Source organism: Thermoanaerobacterales bacterium (assembly GCA_030019475.1).
In the GTDB taxonomy this organism is placed as follows: Bacteria; Bacillota; Desulfotomaculia; order Desulfotomaculales; family JASEER01; genus JASEER01.
The window spans coordinates 1-22,005 of sequence record JASEER010000011.1 but is presented as its reverse complement, the minus strand read 5'-3'; the positions used below and the strand labels follow the sequence as shown (position 1 = coordinate 22,005).

Below are 22,005 nucleotides of genomic sequence, written 5' to 3'. Positions count from 1 at the left end.
CGACGATTAATGGGTTATTCAACAAAGATTTAAATAAAAGCATTCAGTATTGTTACATATTTAGCAACCGCCTCAATGTCTCCGGATCGGGGGCACGATCCAGGGCCTCCTGCAGGCTGATCAGCCCCTGCCGATAGAGATGCGCAAGTGAACTTTCCATGGTCTGCATCCCGCTCCGGGCGCCGGTCTGGATATGGCTGGCGATCTGGTGCGTCTTATTTTCCCGGATCAAATTGCGGATGGCGGGAGTAACGATCATCACTTCGACGGCCGGTACGCGCCCCCGGCTGTCCTGGCGCGGGATGAGCTGCTGGGAGATGACCCCCTGCAACACAAGGGCGAGTTGGTACCGGATTTGCTGCTGCTGGTGCGGAGGGAAAACATCAACAATACGATCGATGGTTTGGACGGCGTTCAGGGTGTGAAGAGTGGCCAGGACCAGGTGGCCGGTCTCGGCGGCGGTAATCGCGGTGCTGATCGTTTCGAGGTCGCGCATCTCGCCGACCAGGATAACGTCCGGATCCTCGCGCATCGCCGCCCGCAAGGCGGAGGCAAACGACTCACTGTCCAGCCCGATCTCCCGCTGGTTGATCAGGCAGCGGCGGTGGCGGTGAATATACTCGATGGGGTCCTCGATGGTGATGATATGCAAGCGCCTCTCACTGTTCAGAAGGTCAATCATAGCCGCAAGGGTGGTCGACTTGCCACTGCCGGTCGGACCCGTGACCAGGACCAATCCCCGCTGCAACAGGGCCAGCTGCGTGACCACCGACGGCAGCCCGAGTTCGGCCACAGAAGGGATTTCCATTTTCACAGGGCGTATCGCCATGGCAACGCTGCCGCGCTGCCGGTAGGCATTGACCCTGAAGCGCCCTTTCCCAGGCAGGGAAAAAGAAAAGTCGATCTCCCCCCGTGCTGAGAATTCCCGGCGCTGCCTCTCGTCCATCACCTGTCTGGCCAGGTCTTCGGTGTCCTCCGGGGTCAGGCTGTGCGTCAGGTCGGGCATGACGCCCGCGGCGCCAAGGGCGGGGTCGTCCAGGGGGGTAAGGCGCCCGTCAAGGCGCAGGACCGGCAGGCTGCCTACCGTAAGGTGCAGATCCGAAGCCCCCGTTTCGACGGCCAGCTTCAAGAGGGATTCCATTCTCATCGGCTCCCTAATCCTCCTCGTCTATCAATACGGCCCGCACGGCTTCGGACACCGTGGTAATGCCGTCCCGGACCTTGCCCACGGCATCGTCACGCAGGCTGATAAGGCCCCTCTCACGAGCCGCCTGCCAGATCTCATGCGCCGGGGGGCCTTCGGTAATCAGGGCGCGAAGTGCCCGGTCGAGAAGGAGCAACTCCTGGACCGCCGTGCGGCCGCGGTAGCCCGTCTGCCCACAGTGCCCGCAGCCCCGGCCGCGGTACAACATCGCTGGCTCATCCGGTCCCAATCCGAGAAAGGCGCGCTCCGGGGAGAAAGCTTCAAGGGGGTAAGGCTCGCGGCACCGGGGGCAGATCACCCGCACCAGCCGCTGAGCGACGACACCCAGGACGGACGAGGCCACAAGATAGGGTTCAATACCCATATCCGCCAGGCGCACCACCGCCCCCACGGCGTTGTTCGTATGCAGGGTGGAAAGGACCAAGTGGCCGGTGGTCGCCGCTCGGACGGCGATCTGGGCGGTCTCGGAGTCGCGTACCTCTCCGATCATGATCACGTCCGGGTCCTGCCGCAGCAAGGCCCGCAGCGCGACCGCGAAAGTGTAGCCGATCCCGGGCCGGACCTGGCACTGCGTAATGCCATCCAGGACGTACTCCACCGGGTCTTCGACAGTAACGATGTTCCGCTCCGGCACGCAGATTTCCTTGAGCGCGGCGTAAAGGGTGGTGGTTTTCCCGCTGCCGGTGGGACCAGTAACCAGGATCATTCCGTGACCGGCCTGAAGGAGGCGGCAAAACTTCTCCAGGTTGGCCGGCGCAAAACCCAGCCGCGCAATGTCGGTCACTAACTGGTTACGGTCCAGGAGCCTAATAACCGCCTTTTCGCCAAAGATGGTCGGAAGAAGGGAAACACGCAGGTCGATCTCCCGGCCGCGGTACCTGATGTGGATCCTCCCCTCCTGGGGGAGGCGGCGTTCCGCAATATTCAGTTGCGCCATTATCTTCACCCTGGCCGCCAGGGAGGCACGTGCCTTCAGTGGCAATTGCATTGCCTCGCGCAGCATCCCGTCGATGCGGAAGCGCACGCGCACATCCTTCGGGCCCGGTTCGATGTGGACATCGCTGGCTCCCTGCTCCACGGCCTGCACGATAATCCCGTTGATCAGGCGGACGATGGGCGGCTCGTCGGGGTTGGCCGCCTCTCCCTGGTCCAAGGACAGGGTTTCGTCCTCGACAATCTGGATCTCCCTGAAGGCCTTTTCCAGTTCGGACATTCCGTAATATTTCTTAATGGCCCCGTCGATCTGCCACTCGCCGGCCAGTACCGGCCTGATTTCGAGGCCGGTGAGCAGGCGCAGATCGTCGATGGCCATCAGGTTCGTGGGGTCGGCCATGGCCACCGTCAGGCGGTCCGACTCCCGCCGGAGAGGAAAGACTCGATAGCGTTTCACTACCTGTTCCGGCAACAGATCCAGGAGGCCAAGGTCGTCCGGCTGCAGTTGCCCGGCCTGTCCGAAGCCCAACTGCTCCCCCAGGACGGTGGTGATGTCCTCCTCCCTGGCGAAACCCATTCGCACCAGCACCCTTCCCAGGCGCTCGCCGTTGCGTGCCTGCTCTTCCAGGGCACGCCGCAACTGATCGACGGTGATCACCCCGGCCTCGACCAAGAGTTCCCCCAGCAGTTTTTTAGCGTGGCTTTCCATCTCCTCAGGCACCCGCCTCACCCACCTTTTGCCGTCCCGAACAAACCGGACACAACCGCGTACGAAGGCAGATCCTGGCGGACCACCACCCGCCCGATGGCCGTCGGGAGAACAAAGGCCACCCGCCCATCCCTGGTCTTCTTGTCCCGGGTGAAATGCTCCAGCCACTCCTCCGGCCCCCAGCGGTCCGGCAGTTCAACCGGCAGCCCGGCGCGCGCCACCAGGGCGCACAGGCGGCGGTAGTCCGCTTCGCTCAGCATCCCTTCGGCCATCGCCAGGCGGGCCTCCGCCACCATCCCGGCGGCGACGGCCTCGCCGTGGCGATAGGCCCTGTAAGAGGTCAGGCTTTCCAGGGCATGGCCCACCGTGTGCCCGAAGTTCAGGACCTCCCGCAGCCCTTGTTCTGTCTCGTCCGCGGCCACGACCTCGGCCTTAATGCGGCAGGAGTGGTATACGGCCTCGGCGAGCGCGTCCTCACGCAGCCCCAGGAGCCGGTCCAGGTTTTCTTCCAGCCAGGCGAAGAAAGCGGCGTCGCGAATGACGCCGTACTTGATGACCTCGGCGAGGCCGGCACGGATCTCCCGCGCCGGCAAAGTGCATAACGTGCGGACATCGGCCAGGACAAAGCGGGGCTGGTAGAAGGCGCCGATGATGTTCTTGCCCTTGGGGTGGTTCACCCCCACCTTGCCCCCGACGCTGCTGTCCACCTGGGCCAGCAGGGTCGTGGGAACTTGGGCGAAGGCCACTCCCCGCATGTAGGTCGCGGCCGCGAATCCGGCCACGTCCCCGACCACGCCCCCGCCCAGGGCGACGACCAGGCCGCCGCGGTCCAGTCCCGCGGAGAAAGCCTGGTCATAGAGGGCGGCGACGGTCTCCAGCGTTTTGTATTCCTCGCCGTCCGGCATCTCGGCCCACACGACGGTACGCCCGGCCCGTTCAAGGCTCTCCCGGACCGGACGGCCGTACAGGCCCCCCACCGTGGAGTTGGTGATCACCATCACCTTCTCGCCCTGGGCGGCCGCGGCCGACTGCAGCCCCGCCAGGTCAAGGATACCGGCGCCGATGATTACCGGATAACTACGACGGCCCAGCGGTACAATCAGTTCCCGCGTCTTCAATCCCATGTCTCTCCTTCAGGTAGCCCAGGATACGCCCCACTGCATGGTCAATGGTCAGGAGCCCGGTGTCCACGGAAAACTCGGCGACCGCGTAAACGCCCTGCCGCTGGCGGAGCAGGACGGCGATCCGCTCTCTCAGGTCCCCCCGGAGAAGGGGGCGGGTTCTCTTGCGCCGTACCCGCCGGTAAATCGTCTCCGGGTCGGCGCGCAGGGCGATCAGGACCCCTCCCGCCTGCAGCAACCGCACGTTCTCCGGGTTGAGGACCATACCGCCGCCGGTGGCGACGACCAGGCCCTGCGGCCGGGACAGCTTGGCGCACAGGAGCCTCTCTTCGGAACGAAAACGGACCTCGCCGTCCTCGGCGAAGATGCGGTCCACCGTCTTACCGGTCAGGCGCTCGATCTCGGCGTCGGTGTCCAGGAAGGGCCGTCCCAGGCGTCGCGCCAGCCGGCGCCCGATCGAACTCTTCCCGGTGCCCATGAAGCCGATCAGAACGATGTTCTTCACGATTCGAACGCCCCAAGACGCTCCCGGTAGCGGACAAGAGCCTCGCGCACCTCGTCCAGGGTGTCGCCGCCGAACTTCTCCAGGCAGGCCGCAGCCAGTTCCCAGGCCATGACCGCCTCCCCTATGACGCAGGCCGCGGGTACGGCGCAGATATCGGAACGCTCGTAGGCCGCGGCCACCGGTTCCTTCGTCGCCAGGTCGACGCTCGCCAGCGGGCGGCGCAGAGTGGGGATGGGCTTCATCGCCGCCCGCACAACCACCGGCTGCCCGTTGGTCATCCCGCCCTCGATGCCTCCGGCACGGTTGGTCATCCGGTATAACCCGCGTTCTCTGCTGTAGTAGATCTCATCACCGACGGCGGAGCCGGGGCTGGCGGCGGCCGCGAAGCCGTCCCCGATCTCCACCCCCTTGACGGCCTGGATGCTCATTAATGCCCGTGCCAGCCGACCGTCCAGTTTACGGTCCCAGTGAACGTGGCTGCCCAGGCCCGGCGGGACGCCGTAGGCGTGGACCTCGAAGACCCCGCCCAGGGTATCGCCGGTGTCCCGGGCACGGTCGATGGCCTCCATCATATGCTGGGATGCGACCTGGTCCGGGCACATCACCGCCGAGGCCGCCGCCCGCGCCCGCAGTTCGTCCGGGCGCTTGTCGGGCATCTGGGCCGTCTCCGTGCCGACCCGCACTACCATCCCGACGATTTCGATCCCCAGTTCCTCCAGCAGCCGCCTCGCCAGGGAACCGGCGGCCACCCGCGCCGCCGTCTCCCGCGCGCTGGCGCGCTCCAGCACGTTGCGCAGGTCGCGGTGCCCGTACTTCAGCGCCCCGGCCAGGTCGGCGTGCCCCGGGCGGGGCCGGGTGACGACCCGCCCGTCGACCCGCGCCTCCGGGCCGGCAGCCATCACCTCGGACCAGTTCGCCCAGTCCCGGTTCTCGATCAACAGGGCCACCGGCGAGCCGAGGGTCCGGCCCCCCCGGACCCCGGAAAGGATCCGCGCCCGGTCCTGTTCAATCCGCATGCGCCCGCCACGGCCGTATCCGCCCTGGCGCCGGGCGAGTTGGGCATCGATCTGTTCCACCCTGACCGGGAGGCCCGCGGGCAGCCCCTCGACAATGGTGACCAGGGCCCGGCCATGGGACTCGCCGGCCGTTAGATAGCGTAACATTGATCAGTCTCCCGTCAGACCGTTGAAAAACGGCATGCTCGTTTTTTCAACAGTCCTTTAAGTCTTGTGGCAGTTACCTTGACGACATGTGATCTCCGCCTCGAGTGCACGCCGCATGACCTCCAGGGGCGCGGGCTGACCCGTCCACAGTTCGAACGAGGCCGCCCCCTGGTGCAGCAGCATCCCCAGACCGTCCACAACGCGCGCCCCCCGGGCGCGGGCCGCGGCCAGGAACCTTGTCTCCCGAGGATTGTAGACCAGATCGCAGGCGATGTGGCGCGGACTGAACCACCGCGCCGGTAACGGCGGGACGGCGTCCGCGCGGGGGTGCATGCCGAGCGTCGTTGTCTGAATGATCAACTCGGAAGCGGCCACGGCGGTTTTTCCCTCCGGGGCCTCTTCGGCCAGGGCTTCCCAGGACAGGGTTCCGGCCTGTGCGCCGAGGGCCGTCAGGTCGGCGGCGAGTCGCGCCGCGCGTTCGGGCGTCCGGTTGGTGATGGTGATCCGCGCCGCACCCGCCAGGGCCAGGGCCACGGCGACGGCACGTGCCGCCCCTCCCGCCCCGAGAATAAACGCCGCCCGCCCGCGAGGTTCGGCCCCGGCCTCCCGCAGGGCGCGGATGAAGCCGTCCCCGTCCGTGTTGTACCCCACCAACCGGGCGTCACGGACCACGACCACGTTAACGGCCCCGACGGCCGACGCCTCCGGGTCCAGCTCGTCCAACAGCGGAAGACAGGCTTCCTTGTGCGGCACCGTGACGTTGACCCCCGCCAGGCCCAGGGCGCGGACGGCGGCCACAGCAGCCGGCAGCTCCGATGGGAGCACATCGAAGGCGAGGTACACCACATTCAGCCCCGCCGCCTGAAAGGCGGCGTTCTGCATCGCGGGGGAAAGGGAATGACGTACCGGATGGCCCAACAGACCGCAGAGCCTAGTCGCGGCGTCAGGCATGGCCCTGCTCTCCCGACACGAAGCCGTGGCGGCGCCAGATCCTGGGCAAAAACAGCTTCTCCAGCTTCCGGGTAATCAGGCGAGTGCCTATGAACTCCGGTCCCGGCAGGGGCCGCGTCAGGATGGTGTACATGCCCAGGCGGTTGCCGCCGAAGACATCGGTAAACAACTGATCACCTACCACCGCCGTCTCGTGCGGCGCCAGGCCGAGGAAGCGCAGGGCCTTCCGGAAGGGCCGGCGCCGGGGCTTGGCGGCACGAAACACGGCGGGAATTCCGTGCTCGCGGGCCATGGCCACGGCGCGCCGGGTGCGGTTGTTGGAAACGATGGCGATCTCAAACCCGCGCCGCCGTGCGCTCTCCAGCCAGTCCAGGACCTCGGGGGTGAAGGCCGGCGCGCCGCGTTCGACGATGGTATTGTCCAGATCGAAGATCAAGCCCCTGATGCCCCGCCACGCCAGGGCGTCCAGGTCGATGTCGAACAATGAGGATACGACCTGGTCGGGATTCAGCAGTCGCAACACGAAACGCCTCACTCCTCGTTTAGCTCCAGCCCCAAGTAACGCAGGACCTCCCGCGCCAGGCCCGCTATGTCGTCGCGGTCATAGGTCGGCACCGCCAGGCCGGGAACGGCGGCCCCGGCCACGGTCACCGCGCCGGCCGTGTCTACCGGTCCAGGGTCGCCGGAATTCACAATAACCTTCGGATAGGTCTTTCCCTTATAGCCTTCCACCAGGACGAGGTCGACCCCGGTCATTCCGGCCAGAACATCCTCCAACGGCGTTTCTTCCCCCGTCCGCCGTACCGCGGCTACCGCGTCCGGGGTAACGACCACCGACATCTCCGCGCCGGACTGGAAGTGCCGCCAAGAGTCAGTGCCCTCCACCAGGAGTTCGGCCCCGTGCGGGGCGTGCTTCACCGTCCCCACCCTCAGCCCCCGCCTCCGCAAGGCGTGCACCAGTCTGGTGACCAGGACGGTCTTGCCGGCACCCGAGGTGCCCGCGATACAGATAAAGGGGGGTAATTCAGGCGGCGTCCCGCCGTGGCGGACCATGGCGCGGGCACGCGCCCAGTCCCGCGGATAATTGATGTTGAAAAAGGTCTCCGGCATTACCGGCCCGGGGATCTCCGACTCTTTGATATACTTTACCCGCACCCGGGAAAATAAATCAACCACCTTCAGACGGCCTTCATTCAGGCAATCCTCGATGGGTTTCAGGCAGGACCGGCGGTAGACGGCGAACAGCGGCTCGACGTAGTTGTGCACCACAGGGACCGCGCAGTCGTAGCCGTCTATCAGGGCCACCAGCCCGCGGGCCAGAATGCCGCTGACAAACGGCATGTCACAAGCGGTAACGAAAACCAGGGGATGGGCGGCATGGTGGAGGGCGGAGTGGATGCCGCTCAGCGGGCCCCTGCCGGGGATAATGTCGGTCACCACGCGCCCGCCCACACCCTCATACCGGGACGGCTCGTTCGTTACCACCAGGACCTCGTCGAACCTGCAGGCCAGTTCGGTCACGATACGGGAGATGACCGCCTGCCCCCCAACCTCCAGGAAGGCCTTGGCGGTCCGCATTCTGGTGCTTTTGCCCCCGGCCAGGATGGCCGCCGAAGCTGCCGCTTCCAAGCATCGTTCCCCCCAAACCGGACACCCCGGCCGTTTTCCCCCATTCTTCGGCAAGGGCCGGATGTTTCCCTTCCCAGGATTCCCCGCCGCCGCAGAAAAGGACGCGCCCCCCGGCACCAGGAGTCGAACAGCGTCATATAATCTACATGCAGCCTAACCTGGGAGGTGCGTCGATGCTACCGGCTATCCTTAGCCTGGGTATGCTCTCGGTTATCAATGGCCTTTTGCTGCTCCTCTCGTATATCACCAACAACACTTTCCCCCAGCCCCTCTCGCCGGAGGAAGAAAAGGAATGCCTGGAACGGATGCTGGCCGGCGATGAGGAGGCGCGCAACATCCTCACCGAACACAATCTCCGTTTGGTGGCCCACATAATAAAAAAGTATGATAACACGGGTGAGGACCTGGACGACCTCATTTCTATCGGTACCATCGGTTTGATCAAAGCCATTAACACCTTCAACCCCATCCGGGGGGCGCGCCTGGCTACCTACGCTGCACGCTGCATCGAAAACGAGTTCTCGCTGACCGTAAGTAAAAACGGGGCCGCCGTGACCGCGGTCACAGTATCCCCCGCACCGCCCCGGTAAAGTATAAATATCAGGACCCGGAGGAGGGGAGCTGTTATGGCACGCCGGAAGATCGTCCGCATTGATGAGGAACTCTGTAACGGCTGCGGGCGGTGTGTCATCCCGTGCGCCGAGGGCGCGATCGAGATGCGGGGTGGAAAAGCCAAGGTCATTCGCGAGGAACTCTGCGACGGGGCGGGATTCTGCCTGGGGGTCTGCCCCACCGGCGCCCTGAGTATCGAGGAAAGAGAGGCGCCGGCCTTTGACGAGAAGGCCGTGGAGCGCCACCTCGCCGAACGGCGGGAACACGCCGTGGGCGACTCACGCATCCGCTGCTCCTTCTGTGGCGCCGACGACAACGACCGCGCCCTGCTTCCCATCCGCCGCCAGGGGGAAAGCGTCTGGACCTGCGTGCGCTGCCTGCCGGCGCTCATCCACGGTCACTAACCTTGAAAGTCAAAGGGGGCATCGGCCTTGGACGAGAAGGCTCGCGGTACGAAGATCAACAACAGCCCGATGGGGTTCCTGGAGATCCTGGAGTTCAAGCACCGCCAGGCGGCCGAACGACAGGAGCGCCGCCGCGGTGGGAAGACCCGTAAGGGAAAATGAGCAAGGACGCCGGCTAGCGGCGCCCTTGCTCATGCCGCTCCCCCGCCTCCTCAAGTGCCCCCGGGCTAACGCCCGTCAGCCGAGCCCGCCATAAGAGAGGTGGGAAGTGAGAAGTCAGAAGTGAGAGGCTTGAAGGAATTCGCTTCGCGAATTCCCATCCGCTGTTCTTACATCTCACACCCCACATCTCACTTCGCATTTTAGTGCACCCAGCGCCGGAAGAGCGCCGTGCGCCCCTCCGGATCGATCGTTCTCCGCCATGCGCTCAGCCAAACCCTGAACTCCCGCGCCTTCCCCGCAAAGGACATGATCAGCATGCCCGCCGTCCCCCCCTTTTCCTGTTGGCCGTCTTCTCCCTCCCTTTTTGGATATATTCCCCTGCCCGCCGGCTAAGAATAGCAGCCCCGGCATGATGCCATGAAATCCCTGGTCAGCCACGGAGGTTCGGACCATACATCGGGAATGGGGAGGGGAGATCCCGTGAAAACAGTGCCTAAAAAAGGAAATAAAGCGCCCGCCAAGTCCCGGGGCAAAGCCGCCAAGGCCCAGCGGCGGGCAGCCAGGCTGCGACTTGTCCCCGTCGCCACTCCGGGCGAGGAGCGGCGGCACAAGCTGGCCTGCCTGCGCGACCTGGCCCGTTGGCTGACGATCCTTCGGCGGGGGTTATACCGGCGCAAAGGGGCGCCCCGGCGGTAAAGGCGGAGGGTGGCGGCCGGACCGTGCGGGCGGCGATCTACGTCCGCGTCTCATCGGAAGAACAGGCGAAATGCGGCTACAGCCTGGACTACCAGGCGGCCGCCTGTGAAGAGCGCGCGCGGCGGCTCGGGGCCACCGAAGTAGCCGTCTACCGGGACGAAGGGGTCAGCGGGGCGGTACTGGCCAGGCCCGGCCTCACCCGGTTGCGTGAGACGCTAAGGCAGGGCGGGGTCGACCTGATCGTGGTTCTGGATCCGGACCGCTTTGCCCGCAACGTTGTCCACCAACTCCTCATCACCGAGGAGATAGAGCGCTCCGGGGCCACCCTGGAGTTTGTTAACTTCGAGTGGCGGAACACGCCGGAGGGGCAGCTTTTCTATGCCATCCGCGGGGCCGTGGCCCAGTATGAGAAGGAGAAAATCCGCGAACGGACCATGGCGGGCCGTATCCAGAAGGCTCGCGCCGGGCGGATGCCGCAGGCCCACCGCCCCTACGGCTACGCCTACGACCCGGAAGCGGCGACGCTTGTCCCCCACCCGGCGGAGTCCGCGGTGGTGCGGACGATCTACGACCTGTTTGTCAGGGACGGACTGAGTTACGTCGCCATTGCCCGCCGTCTGGACGCCCTCGGAATCCCCCCACGCAGCGCCCCGCACTGGCACCGCCAGGTTATCCGGCAAATCCTGACCAACCCCGTTTACACCGGCATCTTCTGGGCCAACCGTTATGACTGCAAGGATCTGGCCCTTAACCGTTACCGCCCCCCCGAAGAAAGGCGGCGCCCGCTCCTGCGCGACCGGGACCAATGGATCGCGGTGCCCGTCCCGCCCCTGGTGGATCCCGCCCGCTGGCAGGCCGCCCAGGAGCGGGTCGCGGCCGGCCTGGCGCGGCAGGGGTCGCGCAGCCGGCGGGCCTACCTCCTCAAGGGACTGGTCCGCTGCGCCGTCTGCGGGGCCCCCGCCCGGGCCCAACAGGTCCGCGCCCGCCCTCATCCCTACGCCTACTACTTTTGCCCCGGGACCCATCCGGAAAAGGTGCGCTGGTCCGCCGGCCTGTTGGAAGGGGCGGTCTGGGCCTGGACGAAGGAAACCCTCTACGCCCCGGAGTGCCTGGCGGAGGTCCTCCGCGATACTCGGGACCTCCCGGCGGAAGACCCCGAGGCCGCCCTGGCCCGTCTGGAGAAGGAGACGGGCCGCCTGGGAGAGCGGCGTGCCGCCGCCAGCCGGGCCTTCGCCGCCGGCCTGTGTGACCGCCGGGAGTGGGAGACCGTCCTGCGGCAGACGTCGGTCCGGACCGCGGCCCTGGCCGAGGAACGTAAAAGGCTCGAGGCCAGGCTCCTTAACCTGCACCGGAACAACCGGGAACTCATTGCCGCCGCCTGCCGAATACTTGACGCCATGGACGACCTTGAAACCGAAAACCGACGGCGGTTAGTAGAGCGCATGGTTGACGCCGTCCTGATCGGTCCCGGAGAGGAGGTCACCATCCACGTCAGGGTCTCCCGGGGCGGAGATTTTACCTGGTGTCAGCGAGAAGGAAATCCTGATGCACCTGCGTGCCGTGAAAAAGACGCGGGCGGAGGTCTCCCTCCAGGACCCGATCGGGGTTGACAAGGAAGGCAATGAGATCACTCTCAGCGATGTGCTGGGAACCGCACCGGAGGCGGTCGAGGCCCACGTGGAGACCATTTTCGAGCAGGACCGCCTGCGGAATAAACTCAAACACCTAACGCGGCGGGAGAAGAAAGTCATCGCCCTGCGTTTCGGCCTGGTCGACGGTGCTAAGCGTACCCAACAGGAAATAGCCCGCAAGCTGGGTATTTCCCGGAGCTATGTCTCCCGTATCGAAAAACGCGCTCTCACCAAGCTCACCAGGGAATTCGGTCTGGAAAGCGCCCAGTGACGCCTTCTGACCAATAAGCCCGCAGTCTTCCAGGAGCACGACCTCGAGGTCGGCGCACAGTGGGAGGTGATCCGATGCGGGCGAATGAGGGGCGTAAAGGCTATGGCAGGTAAAATGCGGGGAAACAAAGATGTAATCAGCCTTCACCGAGGGGCGCTCGGCCGGGTAGGTGTAGGGTAGGGCGTCCGGCGCCGTATCCCGCAGGAAAGAATGCAGTTCCTCCAGCTCGGGGTCTTCCCTGCGGCAGTTAAAATCTCCGGCCAGGATGAGCGGCCCGTCGTAGCGGCGGAGGATCTCGAGGATCGCCGCCACCTGTTCCCGGCGCTCCCCGGCGTCCAGCCCCAGATGGGTACAGGCCAGCGTGAAGTCCGGCCGGCGGGCCACCAGGAGGCCCCGCCTTTCCCCTTTGCCGGGAAGGGAGTAGTTCACCGCACCCAGAAGAGGCCGGCCGCTGAGGATGGCGTTCCCGAAAGCCGTAAACCCCCTCCACCGGATGGCAGGGCCGAAAGCCCGGTACATTTTCAGCGACAGGCCCAGCCAAGCGTCTTGGGGGACGAAACCCGACCGCCATACCAGGCGGTCGACCTCCTGCAGCGCTACCAGGTCGGGGACCGCCCCGGCGATGGTCCGGCGTACCCTCCTCAGCGACACCCGGCCATCAATGCCCTGGCCGTGGCGCATGTTGTAGGTCATCACGCGGAGGCGCATCGGCCCACTCCCCCGGTCCTTCATACCACCCAGTATATGAAGCTTGTGGCATCGATGCCAGCTTCTTGATGCGCTCCAGTACCCGGGCCGCCCGCTCGTCCATGGAGCCGGTAACGGTCAGGCGGCGTTTCGGGGGCACCAGGCCTCGCATCAGGGTGCTGATCAGCCAGTCCATCTCCGCCTGGTATTCCGTGTTTGTACTGCGGAAGCCGTCGGCGACCAGGGGGATCTCCGGCGGCACATAGATCACGAGGTCGTATTTCGCGGCCTGGGCCTGGCAGCGCCGGTAATAGGCGAGGTTCTCGGCACTCGAAGAGTGCGCCATGCGCCACTTGATCCAGTAGGCGGCGTTATCGATCACCGTCCGGTCGGCGATGAAGTCGTCCCCATCCTCCTCCAGCCTGATCTGCTCCGCAAGGCAACGCCACTGAAAGGCGCTGCTGAACTTACCCTTGGTCTGCGGGCAGCGCGCGAAAACGACGCGCGCCTGCTCTTCGATCAAACGCCAGCCCAGGATCCGAGCCAGTTCCCGCGCCAAGGTGGTCTTTCCCACCCCTTGCGCGCCGGTCAGCCCCACGCGCACTTCCTTTCCCCCTTGCCGCCCCGTTCGGGCGGTGCTAGTGTTTATGTTTGTGCTCCCGCTCGCCCACAGCCTCAACCTCATTCTTAACTAGGTATCCGGTTCCCTATGCGGATCGCCGCCGCGTTCGCCCGGGCGGAAGGAAGGATGCTGGGAATCGAGATCCTGAGGGATATCGACGTCCTGGACCGCTTCACGTCCGTCCTCGGTCCCCTTGTCCGGCTGTCCCGCCTCTCCACCGAGGCGGCCGTCCCATTCAGGCCTCCCGCGCCGGTGCCGGGCGGCAAAAAGAAAACATATCCCGGGCTCGCGCGGCATAACAATGCGTCAGACGAATGCCCGGGAGGAGAATGCTTTATGGCCTTTAACAATGAAACACCGCGGGCGGGGCTCCTAAACTGGCAAGCGGTCGGACGGGGCCTGCTCCTGGCCGTGCTCGGCGTGATTGCGCTGAGCCTTTTCGCCTCTGTCGTCTTTTACTTTTCCAGCCTTTCGGAGGCCCTGCTTCCCTGGGCCACGTCCTTCGCCATCTTCTTCGGCGTGGCCTTCGGCGCCTCGGCCGCTTCGCGCCAGGCGGGGGGCAAAGGTCTCTGGCACGGGCTTGCCGTCGGCCTCGGCTTTTTCCTGCTCACCTTGTTCGTATCCGCCTTCATCCTCTCCGAGCCGCTTACCCTGCTCGGCATCGGAACCAAGCTGCTCCTGACCGCGTCCGCAGGAGTTCTGGGAGGCATCTTTGGGGTAACCGCCTGAGAAACCCCTTCGTGCCGGGGTGTTAGATCTCCATTACGGCGTCCGGGAAGTTGGTGATCCGCTCCAGGCCGGCCGCGCCAACGATGAAGGTGTTCTCGATCCCCACCATGCCCTGACCGGGAAAAACGAACTTCGGCTCCAGGGCCAGGACATGCCCCTCCTCCAGCACGTCCGCGGCGCCGCGGGCGATCACCGGCCATTCGTTCAGCTCGATCCCCACCCCGTGCCCGACGAACGGCACGGGATTGCCGTATCCCATAAAGTAGGCATCCAGCCCCGCGTCGCGGGCCATCCCGAGGGCCAGGTCGTAGAGGGCGCCCGCCGTCGCTCCCGGCCGCGCCTCCCGCACCAGATGCTCCTGGATCTCCAGCGCCACTTCATGCGCCCTCACCAGCTCCGCGCTCAGGCGGCCGACGACCACGATGCGGGTGATGTCGACAAGGTAGCCGTCGAAAACCCCCGGATAGTCCACGAGGATCGGCTCGTCGCGCATGATCGGACGTCCGCTTGAGCCAAAGCGGAACGCGGGTCCCGGTCCCGGCCCCCCGGCCGCGCCGTCGAAGGGTCCCGGCCGCGCCGCGCTCTCCCCGGCCAGGAAATGCCCCCAGAAGATCTCCGCGTTGAAGCCCCGCATGCGCACCAGCCCCTGGTGCCCGGCCGTCCGCGCGAGCGCCTCGAAGCGCCCGGCCGCTTCGGCCTCGCCGCGGCCGACGGCGATCACTTCGGGCAGGCGGGCGTAGAGGGCGTCCATGCGCCGGCCCGCCTCGCGCAGCAGCATCCGCTCGTAGTCGCTCTTGACCGCCCGCTGGCGGCGCAGGATAGCGGAGCAGTCGGCGAAACGGGTTTCCGGGAAGACCCGCTGGTATTGCTGGAAAAAGGCCACCGGCAGGATGTCGAACTCCAGGCCCAGGCGGGCCGGCGGGCGCAGCCCGGCCTCGGCCATCAGCCGCGGGAGGTCGCGGAAGCTGCGCAGGGGCACGATATTATCCACCAGTGCGTCTTCCCGCGCCGCGTTCAGGTCGCGCCGGACCATCAACAGCGGTTGTCCTTCGGCCGGGACGTAGAGGTGCATATTCTGATGGGTGCCGGTCAGGTAGACCAGGTCCGCGGCCTCCACGATCATCGCTCCGTCCAGCCCGTTCTCCGCCAGGAGGCGCTGGAAGGCCGTCTGCCGGCGCCGGTACTCGGCACGGCGTTGAGCGGTATCGGTCATCGTTTCCCCTCCTTCGTTTTCCCGATTCTAGCCGGGACGGCGCCGGACCGTAAAGAAACGCCCGCCGAGAAGTCGCCCGGCGGCCGTGAACCCCCTCCAGGCCTCACCCAACGGCCCGGCTGGACGTGAAGGGGCGCTTCCCCGGGACCTTGCCCGATGCCGGCCAGGCGGCATCCGGTCCGAAGAAGCGCCCATGAACAGTCCGCAAGAGATCGTCCGCCGGCTGCTACGCGATGCGGGCGGCCCTCTTCTGCTCCTCAATGTGCTTCTCAATGGCCGTGCGGTAGAGTTGGAGGTACTCGACGCCGGAACGCGCCCAGGAGAAGTCCATCTCCATGGCGTTGCGCACCAGTTGCTGCCAGGCGCCGGCGTCCTCCCGATAGAGCCGCAGGGCGCGGGTGATCGTGTCATGGAGCGCGCGCCCGCTGTACTCGTGGAAGGCGAAGCCGTTCCCGACCCGGGTCGCCGGGTTGTATTCCGTCACCGTGTCGGCCAGGCCGCCGGTCTCGCGGACGATGGGGATCGTCCCGTAACGCAGGGCGATGAGTTGGCCGAGCCCGCAGGGCTCGAAGCGGGACGGCATCAGGAACATGTCCGCCCCGGCGTAGATGCGCTGCGCCAGCACGGCGTTAAAGCCCAGGTGCAGCCCCATTTTCTGTGGGTACCGGGCCTTAATGGTGGAAAAGAGCTGGTGGTAATACTGGTCGCCTGTCCCCAGGACCACAACCTGGATGTCCAGATGCATCAGTTCATCGATGATTTCCCCGATCAGGTCCAGGCCCTTCTGGTTCACCAGGCGGGAGATGATCCCCAGCACCGGGACGTCCTTGATCGGCAGGTCCATCTCCCGCTGCAGCGTGTACTTGTTCTCCTTCTTGTGTTCCAGGTGCTCGGCGTCGTAGTTACGGTGCAGGCGGGGATCGGATTTCGGGTCGAACTCGTGGTAGTTGATCCCGTTGACGATCCCGTACAGGTCCTTGGCCCGCAGACGCAGGATGCCGTCCATCCTCTCGCCGAACTCGGGGGTCTGGATTTCCCGGGCGTAGGTCCGGCTCACGGTGTTCAGGACATCGGCCCACAGCAGGCCGGCCTTCATAAAACTCACCGTGCCGTAAAACTCCAGCCGGTCGGGGTGGTAGAATTCCGGCCCCAGGCCGATCACCTGCAGGACCTCACGCGGGAAATTCCCCTGGTACTGCAGGTTGTGGATGGTGAACAGGGTGGCGATCCGCCGGTAGAAGGGACGGTCGCCGTAGAGATGGTGCAGGTAAAGCGGGACGAGCCCCGTCTGCCAGTCGTTGCAGTGGATGATGTCCGGCTGCCAGTTCAGTCGCGGCAGCATCTCCAGGACGGCGCGGCAGAAGAAGGTGTACCGCTCGGCGTCGTCCTGGAAGGCGTAGATGCCGTCACGGTAAAAATAGTGATAGTTGTCGATCATGTACACCGGGACCGCGGCGTGCGTGCCCTGGAAGTGAGCGTCGATCTCCTTCTTGCGCACGACCGCCGTGCGCAGGCTATCGGCGACGGGAACCGGGAAGTCGGTGACGTATTGTGCTCCCTCGATCATCTTGTACCGCGGCATGGCCACCCGGACATCGTTCCGCGGCAGACCGTGGTCAACCACGGTGGCCAGCGCCTTGGGAAGGGAGCCCGCGACGTCGGCCAGCCCCCCCGTCTTGGCGAAGGGTACCACCTCCGCGGCCACCAGCAGGATTTTCAACGGGCGATCAAACATACGGCCGTGCCTCCCTTCCCGCTTCCGCCGCGGCCATGTGCGGGGCCACGGCCGAAGCATCCCGCAACGCCCGCGCGGCGAGTTCGGGCGGTGTGGGATTGATGAAGTACCCCGTGCCCAGTTCAAAGCCGGCCATGACGGTCAGACGCGGGAGTATCTCCAGGTGCCAGTGATAATGGCCGGCATCTTCCACGTTGACCGGTGCGGTATGCAGGAGGATATTGTACGGCGGATCGCATACCGTGGCCGCCAGCTTGCCCAAAGAACTCCGCAAAATACGGGCCAGGTCGCGGACGTCTTCCTCCACGATCTGGCCGAAGTCCGGCTGGTGGCGCTTCGGAAGGATCCACATTTCAAACGGGAAGCGGGAGGCGAAGGGCGCCAGGCTGATGAACCTTTCCCCATCGATAACCACCCGCTGGTCCTGTGCCGTCTCCTGGGCGATAACGTCACAGTACACGCAGGTGCCTTTCTGGCGGCGGTACTCCTCCGCGCCGGTCACCTCCTGGGCGATATCCACCGGAACCATAGGGGTGGCGATCAGCTGGGAGTGGGCGTGTTCCAGGGAGGCCCCCCCAACCCGGCCTTTATTTTTAAAAATGAGGATGTACTTCAAGCGGCTGTCTTTCCGGAGGTCAAGCAACCGGGCACGCCAGGCCCAGACCACTTCTTCAACCTGCTTGTCACTTTGGGTCGCCAGGCTGCTCACGTGCTCCGTCGTCTCGACAATTACCTCATGCGCCCCGACCCCGTTCATCGCCTCGTAAACGCCGTCCCACCAGGAAAAAAGCCTTTCGTCGGCCCGCACCGCGGGGAACTTGTTGGGGACCACCCGGACCCACCAGCCTTCCCGGTCGGCGGCCGTTCCCGGCTCCCTGAAAGCCAGGATCTCGGGTGGCGTCTGACCTTCGTGCCCTACACAGAGCGGGCAGGCCTGGGGGTTCAGTTCGTCAACCGTACAGCGGTAATCGGTCGGCCGCTTGGCCCGTTCCGTGGCGATGACCACCCAGCGGTTGACAACCGGATCCTTCCTCCACTCCGGCATGCGGGGACCTCCTTCGCGCGATTTCCAAACACCTAAAGGTGAGCGTGCACGGGATGATTTTTTTTTATGCAGAAGGGGAGGGAAAATGTCTGTCCCTATCGAAAAACCACTACTATTGGCAGTTCTTAGGCGGGGTGGTCGATTTGGCCATGGAAGTGCAGATTAAGGGAACGCGACAGGGGCTGGTCATCTACCTGCCCCCGGCGGACTTTGAAGACATCAAGGCCAACCTGCATCAAAAACTAGAACAGGCACGAGGGTTTTTCCGGGGCGCCCGGTTCACTTTTCGCCCCGCCGCAGCCCCTATTCCGGTGGAACAGCAGCAGGAACTTGAGCAACTGGTGAGCCGTTACGGGCTTATCCCCATCAAGGACAAACCCCGGACCGTGGCGCGCCCGGTTCCGGTCGCCGGGAAGGCCCCGGCCTTCCCGGGCCTTCCCGACGCTGAACCCGCGGTGCTCGTGGACCGGAGCCTGCGTTCCGGGCAGGATGTCCGTTGCGACCACGGCCACGTTGTCGTCCTGGGTGATATCCACCCCGGAGCCAGGGTCGACGCAGCCGGCAGCATCCTCGTTATGGGCCGTTGCACCGGCACGGTCCGCGCCGGCACCGTTGGCGACCCGGAGGCGGTGGTCGTCGCCCTTGGCTTTGGATCCCCGATGCTCTCGATCGCCGGGGTCCTGGCCGACGACCTGCACACCTCTCCCGGCAGCCAGACCCTGCACACCGCCCGCCTTAAGGACGGCAAGGTGGTACTGGAGGGCTGAGGAAGCCCGTTAGAGGCCTGCAAGACCGTTGAAAACTTCGTTTTTCAACGGTCTTGCAGGCGGTCGCAGACCGTAAGAATACCCACGATGGACTTCGCGTCGCAGATCTCCCCCCGCTCCACCATGCGCCGGGCTGTATCCAGCGGCACCCTGACCAACTCGACGAACTCATCCTCATCAGGCGCCGCCGGCCCCGGCTCAAGGTCGGTGGCCAGGTAAAGGTGCATCTCCTCCGAAGTAAACCCCGGTGTCGAGAAAAAGCGCAGCAGCCTCTCCAGGCGCCCGGCGGTGGATCCTGTTTCCTCCGCGAGTTCCCGCCGCGCCGCGGCCGCCGGATCTTCACCCGGTTCAAGCTTGCCCGCCGGGATCTCAATCAATTCTCGGCCCACGGGGTAACGATACTGCCGTACCAGCAGCACCCGCCCGTCTCTGTCCAGAGCCACGACCGCCACCGCCCCCGCGTATTCCACCACCTCCCGCGTGCCGCGTCTCCCGCCGGGCAGTTCGACGGTGTCGACCCGCATATTCAGGACCTTGCCGCGGTATACATAACAGCTTTCCAGGCGCTTCTCGGTAAGATCCACAGCCACTCCCCCGTCTCTTAATCAATCCCTACTATTTTACCCAATGCATGCCGCCCGCGCCAGCAAGGCCCTGCCCCTGGCGTATACACTCCGGCCGGCGGGGAATCTTAAGGACACAAACAAACCCTGAGGGAGGCGTTATTCTTGAGCATCAGACGCTGGGATCCTCTTAGCGAGCTTTCAAGCATCCGCGAACAGATGAACCGCATGTGGGACTTCCTGCGCCCCGTCACCTTCCGTGACGGCGGGGCGCCCCGTATCGACCTGCACCAAACACCCGACGAACTCATTGCCACGGCGGAACTGCCGGGGGTGGCGTCCAAGGACGACATTGAGATCCACGTCACCCCGGACTCCCTCACCATCCGAGGCGAATTGAAGCGTAACTACGATGCCCGGGATGAGGACTTCATCCACGCCGAGCGTTTTGTTGGGCGGTTCTCCCGTACCCTGCCTCTCCCGGTGGAGGTCAAGCCCGAGGAGGCCAGGGCTTCCTACGAAAACGGCCTGCTGGAGATCCATCTTCCCAAGACCGAGGTCAACCGCGGACGGCAGCCCTACCGCGTGCCCATCCAGTAACGACACCAGCCTTTCGGCCTCCCGGCTTTTCCCGGCGCTTCTGGCGACAGCCTTTTTGGTACAACAGATGACGCCGGGGTATGCAGCTTGTGATTGAGCGCACAAGAACTTGTCTGCATTGGTGGATTTACTTACGATATTGGCAACCATGAATCCCCATATCCTAAAACAGGAGGTGCACCACATGAGTGTGAGAAGATGGGACCCGTTTGGCGAACTTCAGAGCCTTCGCGAGCAGATGAACCGTATGTGGGACTTCTTGCGGCCGGGCCGTGACATCGGCATCCCGCGCATAGACATCACCCAGGAGGGTAACGACGTCGTCGTCACGGCGGAAATACCGGGCGTCGCCTCCAAGGACGATATTGACGTGACACTTACCGCCGACTCGATCACGCTCCGGGGCGACGTCCAGCGGGAAAAGGAGGTCAAAGACGAAGACTATTACCTGAGCGAGCGGTACTTCGGCAGCTTTTCCCGGACCGTGCCCCTGCCGATGGAGGTCAAGCCCGGGCAGGCGAAGGCCACATACAAAAACGGCGTCTTAGAGGTGCGGGTGCCCATAAACGATGAAGGGCGCAAGAAGGAGCACCAGATCAAGATCGAATAGCCGCCGAGCGCGGTATCGGCAGCAGGGGGCCTCACCAGCCCCCCTTTTTTTGAAATCGGTAATCGGTAATTGGAACCGGCCTGTAATCTCTAACTCCAATTTCCAATTTCTAATTCCTTATTTCTAATACCGCGTTCAGGCCGCGGCGCGGAAGGCGGCCTCAAAGGCCTCCACCGTGCGGGCGATATCTTCCTCCGTGTGGGCCAGGGAGACGAACATCGCCTCGAACTGGGCCGGAGCGATGTAGACTCCGTGGTCGAGCAGGGCGTGGAAGAAGCGGGCGAAGCGCGCCGTATCGGAGGTCAAGGCGCTCGCGAAATCGGTTACCGGAACGGCGGTGAAGAAAGTGCTCATCATCGAGCCCACCCGGTTCAGGGTAACGGGCACCCCGGCGGCGCGGGCCGCATCCCCGATGCCGTCGGCCAGGAGCGCCGCTTTGCGCTCCAGTTCCTCGTAGACGCCCGGGCGTTCCAGAGCGCGCAGCGTGGCGATGCCGGCGGCCGTGGCCAAGGGGTTCCCCGACAGGGTTCCGGCCTGGTAGACGGGCCCGGACGGGCTGACCCGCTCCATAATTTCCCGCCGGCCGCCGTAAGCCCCTACCGGCAGCCCGCCGCCGATAATTTTACCCAGGCATGTCAGGTCCGGCGTGATGCCGTATAGCGTCTGCGCGCCGCCGTAGGCGAGCCGAAAACCGGTAATGACCTCGTCGAAGATGAGCAGGGCGCCGTATTCCGCCGTCAGCCGCCGCAGCCCTTCCAGAAAGCCGGACTGAGGAGGGATAACACCCATGTTGCCGGCCACGGGCTCAACGATGACGGCCGCAACCTGGCCGGGGTTCGCACGCAGGGTCTCCTCCACGTCTTCCAGGTGGTTGTAGCCCACCACAATGGTATGCGCGGCCGTCTGGGCCGGCACGCCCGGGCTTGACGGCACCCCGAGGGTCAGAGCGCCCGAACCCGCGGCGACCAGCATGGCGTCGGCATGCCCGTGATAGCAGCCCGCGAACTTGACGATCTTCTCCCGCCCGGTGACCGCACGGGCCAGGCGGATGGCGCTCATCGTGGCCTCGGTGCCGGAGTTCACCAGGCGCACCATCTCCATGCCGGGGAGCGCGTCGACAATCAGCTCGGCCATCTCGACCTCGGACGCCGTCGGCGCCCCGTAGCTCGTTCCCCTCTCGGCCGCCGCCTTAATGGCGGCGAGGACCTCCGGGTGCGCGTGTCCCAGGATCATCGGCCCCCAGGAACTCACATAGTCAATGTAGCGACGGCCGTCGACATCGAAGATGCAGGCCCCCTCGGCGCGGGCGATGAAGGGCGGGTTTCCCTGCACGGCACGGAACGCCCGTACCGGGCTGTTTACCCCGCCGGGGATTACCTGCTGCGCCCGGCGAAAAAGTTCACGCGACCTGTTATCCTCTCTAGAGGCCAACAGGGCCATCCC

Annotated in this window: 23 protein-coding genes and 2 pseudogenes; 10 read left to right on the top strand and 15 right to left on the bottom strand. The window is 65.1% G+C overall.

Features of this window, described 5'->3' with window-relative positions; all coding sequences use genetic code 11:
• Positions 1 to 52: 52 nt before the first annotated feature.
• The 8 genes from QMC81_04515 to mobAB are packed head-to-tail and all read right to left on the bottom strand — an operon-like array spanning position 53 to position 8,215.
• Complete coding sequence (locus QMC81_04515; GenBank protein ID MDI6906739.1) at positions 53 to 1,147, bottom strand: type IV pilus twitching motility protein PilT; 1,095 nt, start codon at positions 1,145 to 1,147, stop codon at positions 53 to 55.
• Between the two features lie 7 nt (positions 1,148 to 1,154).
• Positions 1,155 to 2,846, bottom strand: a complete 1,692-nt coding sequence (locus QMC81_04510; protein ID MDI6906738.1) for an ATPase, T2SS/T4P/T4SS family — start codon at positions 2,844 to 2,846, stop codon at positions 1,155 to 1,157.
• A 17-nt stretch (positions 2,847 to 2,863) separates the two neighbouring features.
• A complete protein-coding gene (gene aroB / locus QMC81_04505) occupies positions 2,864 to 3,964 on the bottom strand; it encodes a 3-dehydroquinate synthase (protein ID MDI6906737.1) in 1,101 nt (366 codons plus the stop codon).
• Positions 3,924 to 4,472, bottom strand: coding sequence for a shikimate kinase (locus tag QMC81_04500; GenBank protein ID MDI6906736.1), 549 nt, complete (start codon positions 4,470 to 4,472; stop codon positions 3,924 to 3,926). Before QMC81_04500 ends, aroB begins: the two co-directional genes overlap by 41 nt.
• Positions 4,469 to 5,635 (bottom strand): chorismate synthase, encoded by a 1,167-nt coding sequence (gene aroC / locus QMC81_04495; protein MDI6906735.1) that lies wholly within the window; start codon positions 5,633 to 5,635, stop codon positions 4,469 to 4,471. The genes QMC81_04500 and aroC overlap by 4 nt, the downstream gene beginning before the upstream one ends.
• A gap of 57 nt (positions 5,636 to 5,692) precedes the next feature.
• Complete coding sequence (locus QMC81_04490; protein ID MDI6906734.1) at positions 5,693 to 6,586, bottom strand: shikimate dehydrogenase; 894 nt, start codon at positions 6,584 to 6,586, stop codon at positions 5,693 to 5,695.
• Positions 6,579 to 7,109 (bottom strand): YqeG family HAD IIIA-type phosphatase, encoded by a 531-nt coding sequence (locus tag QMC81_04485; protein MDI6906733.1) that lies wholly within the window; start codon positions 7,107 to 7,109, stop codon positions 6,579 to 6,581. Before QMC81_04485 ends, QMC81_04490 begins: the two co-directional genes overlap by 8 nt.
• 8 nt (positions 7,110 to 7,117) lie before the next feature.
• Complete coding sequence (gene mobAB / locus QMC81_04480) at positions 7,118 to 8,215, bottom strand: bifunctional molybdenum cofactor guanylyltransferase MobA/molybdopterin-guanine dinucleotide biosynthesis adaptor protein MobB (GenBank protein MDI6906732.1); 1,098 nt, start codon at positions 8,213 to 8,215, stop codon at positions 7,118 to 7,120.
• A 173-nt stretch (positions 8,216 to 8,388) separates the two neighbouring features.
• Here mobAB and QMC81_04475 point away from each other — a divergent pair.
• The 6 genes and pseudogenes from QMC81_04475 to QMC81_04450 all read left to right on the top strand — a co-directional run bounded on the left by QMC81_04475 (position 8,389) and on the right by QMC81_04450 (position 11,931).
• Positions 8,389 to 8,733 (top strand): annotated as a pseudogene (locus QMC81_04475) (sigma-70 family RNA polymerase sigma factor).
• A gap of 108 nt (positions 8,734 to 8,841) precedes the next feature.
• The gene (locus QMC81_04470; GenBank protein ID MDI6906731.1) at positions 8,842 to 9,231 is read left to right on the top strand and encodes a 4Fe-4S binding protein; all 390 of its coding nucleotides are present in this window, start codon (positions 8,842 to 8,844) and stop codon (positions 9,229 to 9,231) included.
• Positions 9,232 to 9,258: 27 nt separating this feature from the next.
• Positions 9,259 to 9,393 (top strand): hypothetical protein, encoded by a 135-nt coding sequence (locus QMC81_04465; protein ID MDI6906730.1) that lies wholly within the window; start codon positions 9,259 to 9,261, stop codon positions 9,391 to 9,393.
• A gap of 489 nt (positions 9,394 to 9,882) precedes the next feature.
• Complete coding sequence (locus QMC81_04460; GenBank protein ID MDI6906729.1) at positions 9,883 to 10,089, top strand: hypothetical protein; 207 nt, start codon at positions 9,883 to 9,885, stop codon at positions 10,087 to 10,089.
• Positions 10,090 to 10,112: 23 nt separating this feature from the next.
• On the top strand, positions 10,113 to 11,699 hold the full coding sequence (locus tag QMC81_04455; protein ID MDI6906728.1) for a recombinase family protein: 1,587 nt from the start codon (positions 10,113 to 10,115) through the stop codon (positions 11,697 to 11,699).
• Positions 11,635 to 11,931, top strand: a pseudogene (locus QMC81_04450) (sigma factor-like helix-turn-helix DNA-binding protein). The gene QMC81_04455 and the pseudogene QMC81_04450 overlap by 65 nt, the downstream one beginning before the upstream one ends.
• On the opposite strand, the gene QMC81_04445 reads toward QMC81_04450, so the two are convergent.
• Positions 11,815 to 12,672, bottom strand: a complete 858-nt coding sequence (locus QMC81_04445; protein MDI6906727.1) for an endonuclease/exonuclease/phosphatase family protein — start codon at positions 12,670 to 12,672, stop codon at positions 11,815 to 11,817. The pseudogene QMC81_04450 and the gene QMC81_04445 overlap by 117 nt on opposite strands.
• On the bottom strand, positions 12,650 to 13,282 hold the full coding sequence (locus tag QMC81_04440; GenBank protein MDI6906726.1) for an ATP-binding protein: 633 nt from the start codon (positions 13,280 to 13,282) through the stop codon (positions 12,650 to 12,652). Before QMC81_04440 ends, QMC81_04445 begins: the two co-directional genes overlap by 23 nt.
• 144 nt (positions 13,283 to 13,426) lie before the next feature.
• On the opposite strand from QMC81_04440, the gene QMC81_04435 reads away from it, so the two are divergent.
• Positions 13,427 to 14,029 carry a TIGR04086 family membrane protein gene (locus QMC81_04435; GenBank protein ID MDI6906725.1) on the top strand — a complete coding sequence of 201 codons (603 nt, stop codon included), beginning with the start codon at positions 13,427 to 13,429 and terminating at the stop codon, positions 14,027 to 14,029.
• Between the two features lie 22 nt (positions 14,030 to 14,051).
• On the opposite strand, the gene QMC81_04430 is transcribed toward QMC81_04435, so the two are convergent.
• From QMC81_04430 to galT, 3 genes are all read right to left on the bottom strand, one after another.
• Complete coding sequence (locus QMC81_04430) at positions 14,052 to 15,242, bottom strand: Xaa-Pro peptidase family protein (protein ID MDI6906724.1); 1,191 nt, start codon at positions 15,240 to 15,242, stop codon at positions 14,052 to 14,054.
• A gap of 226 nt (positions 15,243 to 15,468) precedes the next feature.
• Complete coding sequence (gene glgA, locus QMC81_04425; protein MDI6906723.1) at positions 15,469 to 16,977, bottom strand: glycogen synthase GlgA; 1,509 nt, start codon at positions 16,975 to 16,977, stop codon at positions 15,469 to 15,471.
• The gene (gene galT, locus QMC81_04420) at positions 16,970 to 18,022 is read right to left on the bottom strand and encodes a galactose-1-phosphate uridylyltransferase (GenBank protein ID MDI6906722.1); all 1,053 of its coding nucleotides are present in this window, start codon (positions 18,020 to 18,022) and stop codon (positions 16,970 to 16,972) included. The genes glgA and galT overlap by 8 nt, the downstream gene beginning before the upstream one ends.
• A 149-nt stretch (positions 18,023 to 18,171) precedes the next feature.
• Between galT and QMC81_04415 the strand changes: the two genes are divergently transcribed.
• Positions 18,172 to 18,789 (top strand): septum site-determining protein MinC, encoded by a 618-nt coding sequence (locus QMC81_04415; protein MDI6906721.1) that lies wholly within the window; start codon positions 18,172 to 18,174, stop codon positions 18,787 to 18,789.
• Positions 18,790 to 18,833: 44 nt separating this feature from the next.
• On the opposite strand, the gene QMC81_04410 is transcribed toward QMC81_04415, so the two are convergent.
• Positions 18,834 to 19,379, bottom strand: a complete 546-nt coding sequence (locus QMC81_04410; protein MDI6906720.1) for an NUDIX hydrolase — start codon at positions 19,377 to 19,379, stop codon at positions 18,834 to 18,836.
• A 138-nt stretch (positions 19,380 to 19,517) separates the two neighbouring features.
• On the opposite strand from QMC81_04410, the gene QMC81_04405 reads away from it, so the two are divergent.
• Both QMC81_04405 and QMC81_04400 read left to right on the top strand, forming a co-directional pair.
• Positions 19,518 to 19,952 carry an Hsp20/alpha crystallin family protein gene (locus QMC81_04405; protein MDI6906719.1) on the top strand — a complete coding sequence of 145 codons (435 nt, stop codon included), beginning with the start codon at positions 19,518 to 19,520 and terminating at the stop codon, positions 19,950 to 19,952.
• Between the two features lie 184 nt (positions 19,953 to 20,136).
• Complete coding sequence (locus tag QMC81_04400; GenBank protein MDI6906718.1) at positions 20,137 to 20,562, top strand: Hsp20/alpha crystallin family protein; 426 nt, start codon at positions 20,137 to 20,139, stop codon at positions 20,560 to 20,562.
• A 135-nt stretch (positions 20,563 to 20,697) separates the two neighbouring features.
• Here the strand turns inward: QMC81_04400 and hemL are convergent, their stop codons facing one another.
• Entirely contained in the window at positions 20,698 to 22,002 is a 1,305-nt protein-coding gene (gene hemL, locus QMC81_04395; GenBank protein MDI6906717.1) for a glutamate-1-semialdehyde 2,1-aminomutase, read from the bottom strand.
• Positions 22,003 to 22,005: the final 3 nt, after the last annotated feature.

Bases quoted from the DNA above. Each gene is read 5' to 3' on its own strand.
- QMC81_04515 (MDI6906739.1), bottom strand. From the start codon at position 1,147: ATGAGAATGGAATCCCTCTTGAAGCTGGCCGTCGAAACGGGGGCTTCG.
- QMC81_04510 (MDI6906738.1), bottom strand. From the start codon at position 2,846: ATGGAAAGCCACGCTAAAAAACTGCTGGGGGAACTCTTGGTCGAGGCC.
- aroC (MDI6906735.1), bottom strand. From the start codon at position 5,635: ATGTTACGCTATCTAACGGCCGGCGAGTCCCATGGCCGGGCCCTGGTC.
- QMC81_04490 (MDI6906734.1), bottom strand. From the start codon at position 6,586: ATGCCTGACGCCGCGACTAGGCTCTGCGGTCTGTTGGGCCATCCGGTA.
- QMC81_04470 (MDI6906731.1), top strand. From the start codon at position 8,842: ATGGCACGCCGGAAGATCGTCCGCATTGATGAGGAACTCTGTAACGGC.
- QMC81_04445 (MDI6906727.1), bottom strand. From the start codon at position 12,672: ATGCGCCACGGCCAGGGCATTGATGGCCGGGTGTCGCTGAGGAGGGTA.
- QMC81_04435 (MDI6906725.1), top strand. From the start codon at position 13,427: ATGCTGGGAATCGAGATCCTGAGGGATATCGACGTCCTGGACCGCTTC.
- QMC81_04430 (MDI6906724.1), bottom strand. From the start codon at position 15,242: ATGACCGATACCGCTCAACGCCGTGCCGAGTACCGGCGCCGGCAGACG.
- glgA (MDI6906723.1), bottom strand. From the start codon at position 16,977: ATGTTTGATCGCCCGTTGAAAATCCTGCTGGTGGCCGCGGAGGTGGTA.
- galT (MDI6906722.1), bottom strand. From the start codon at position 18,022: ATGCCGGAGTGGAGGAAGGATCCGGTTGTCAACCGCTGGGTGGTCATC.
- QMC81_04415 (MDI6906721.1), top strand. From the start codon at position 18,172: ATGGAAGTGCAGATTAAGGGAACGCGACAGGGGCTGGTCATCTACCTG.
- QMC81_04400 (MDI6906718.1), top strand. From the start codon at position 20,137: ATGAGTGTGAGAAGATGGGACCCGTTTGGCGAACTTCAGAGCCTTCGC.
- hemL (MDI6906717.1), bottom strand. From the start codon at position 22,002: ATGGCCCTGTTGGCCTCTAGAGAGGATAACAGGTCGCGTGAACTTTTT.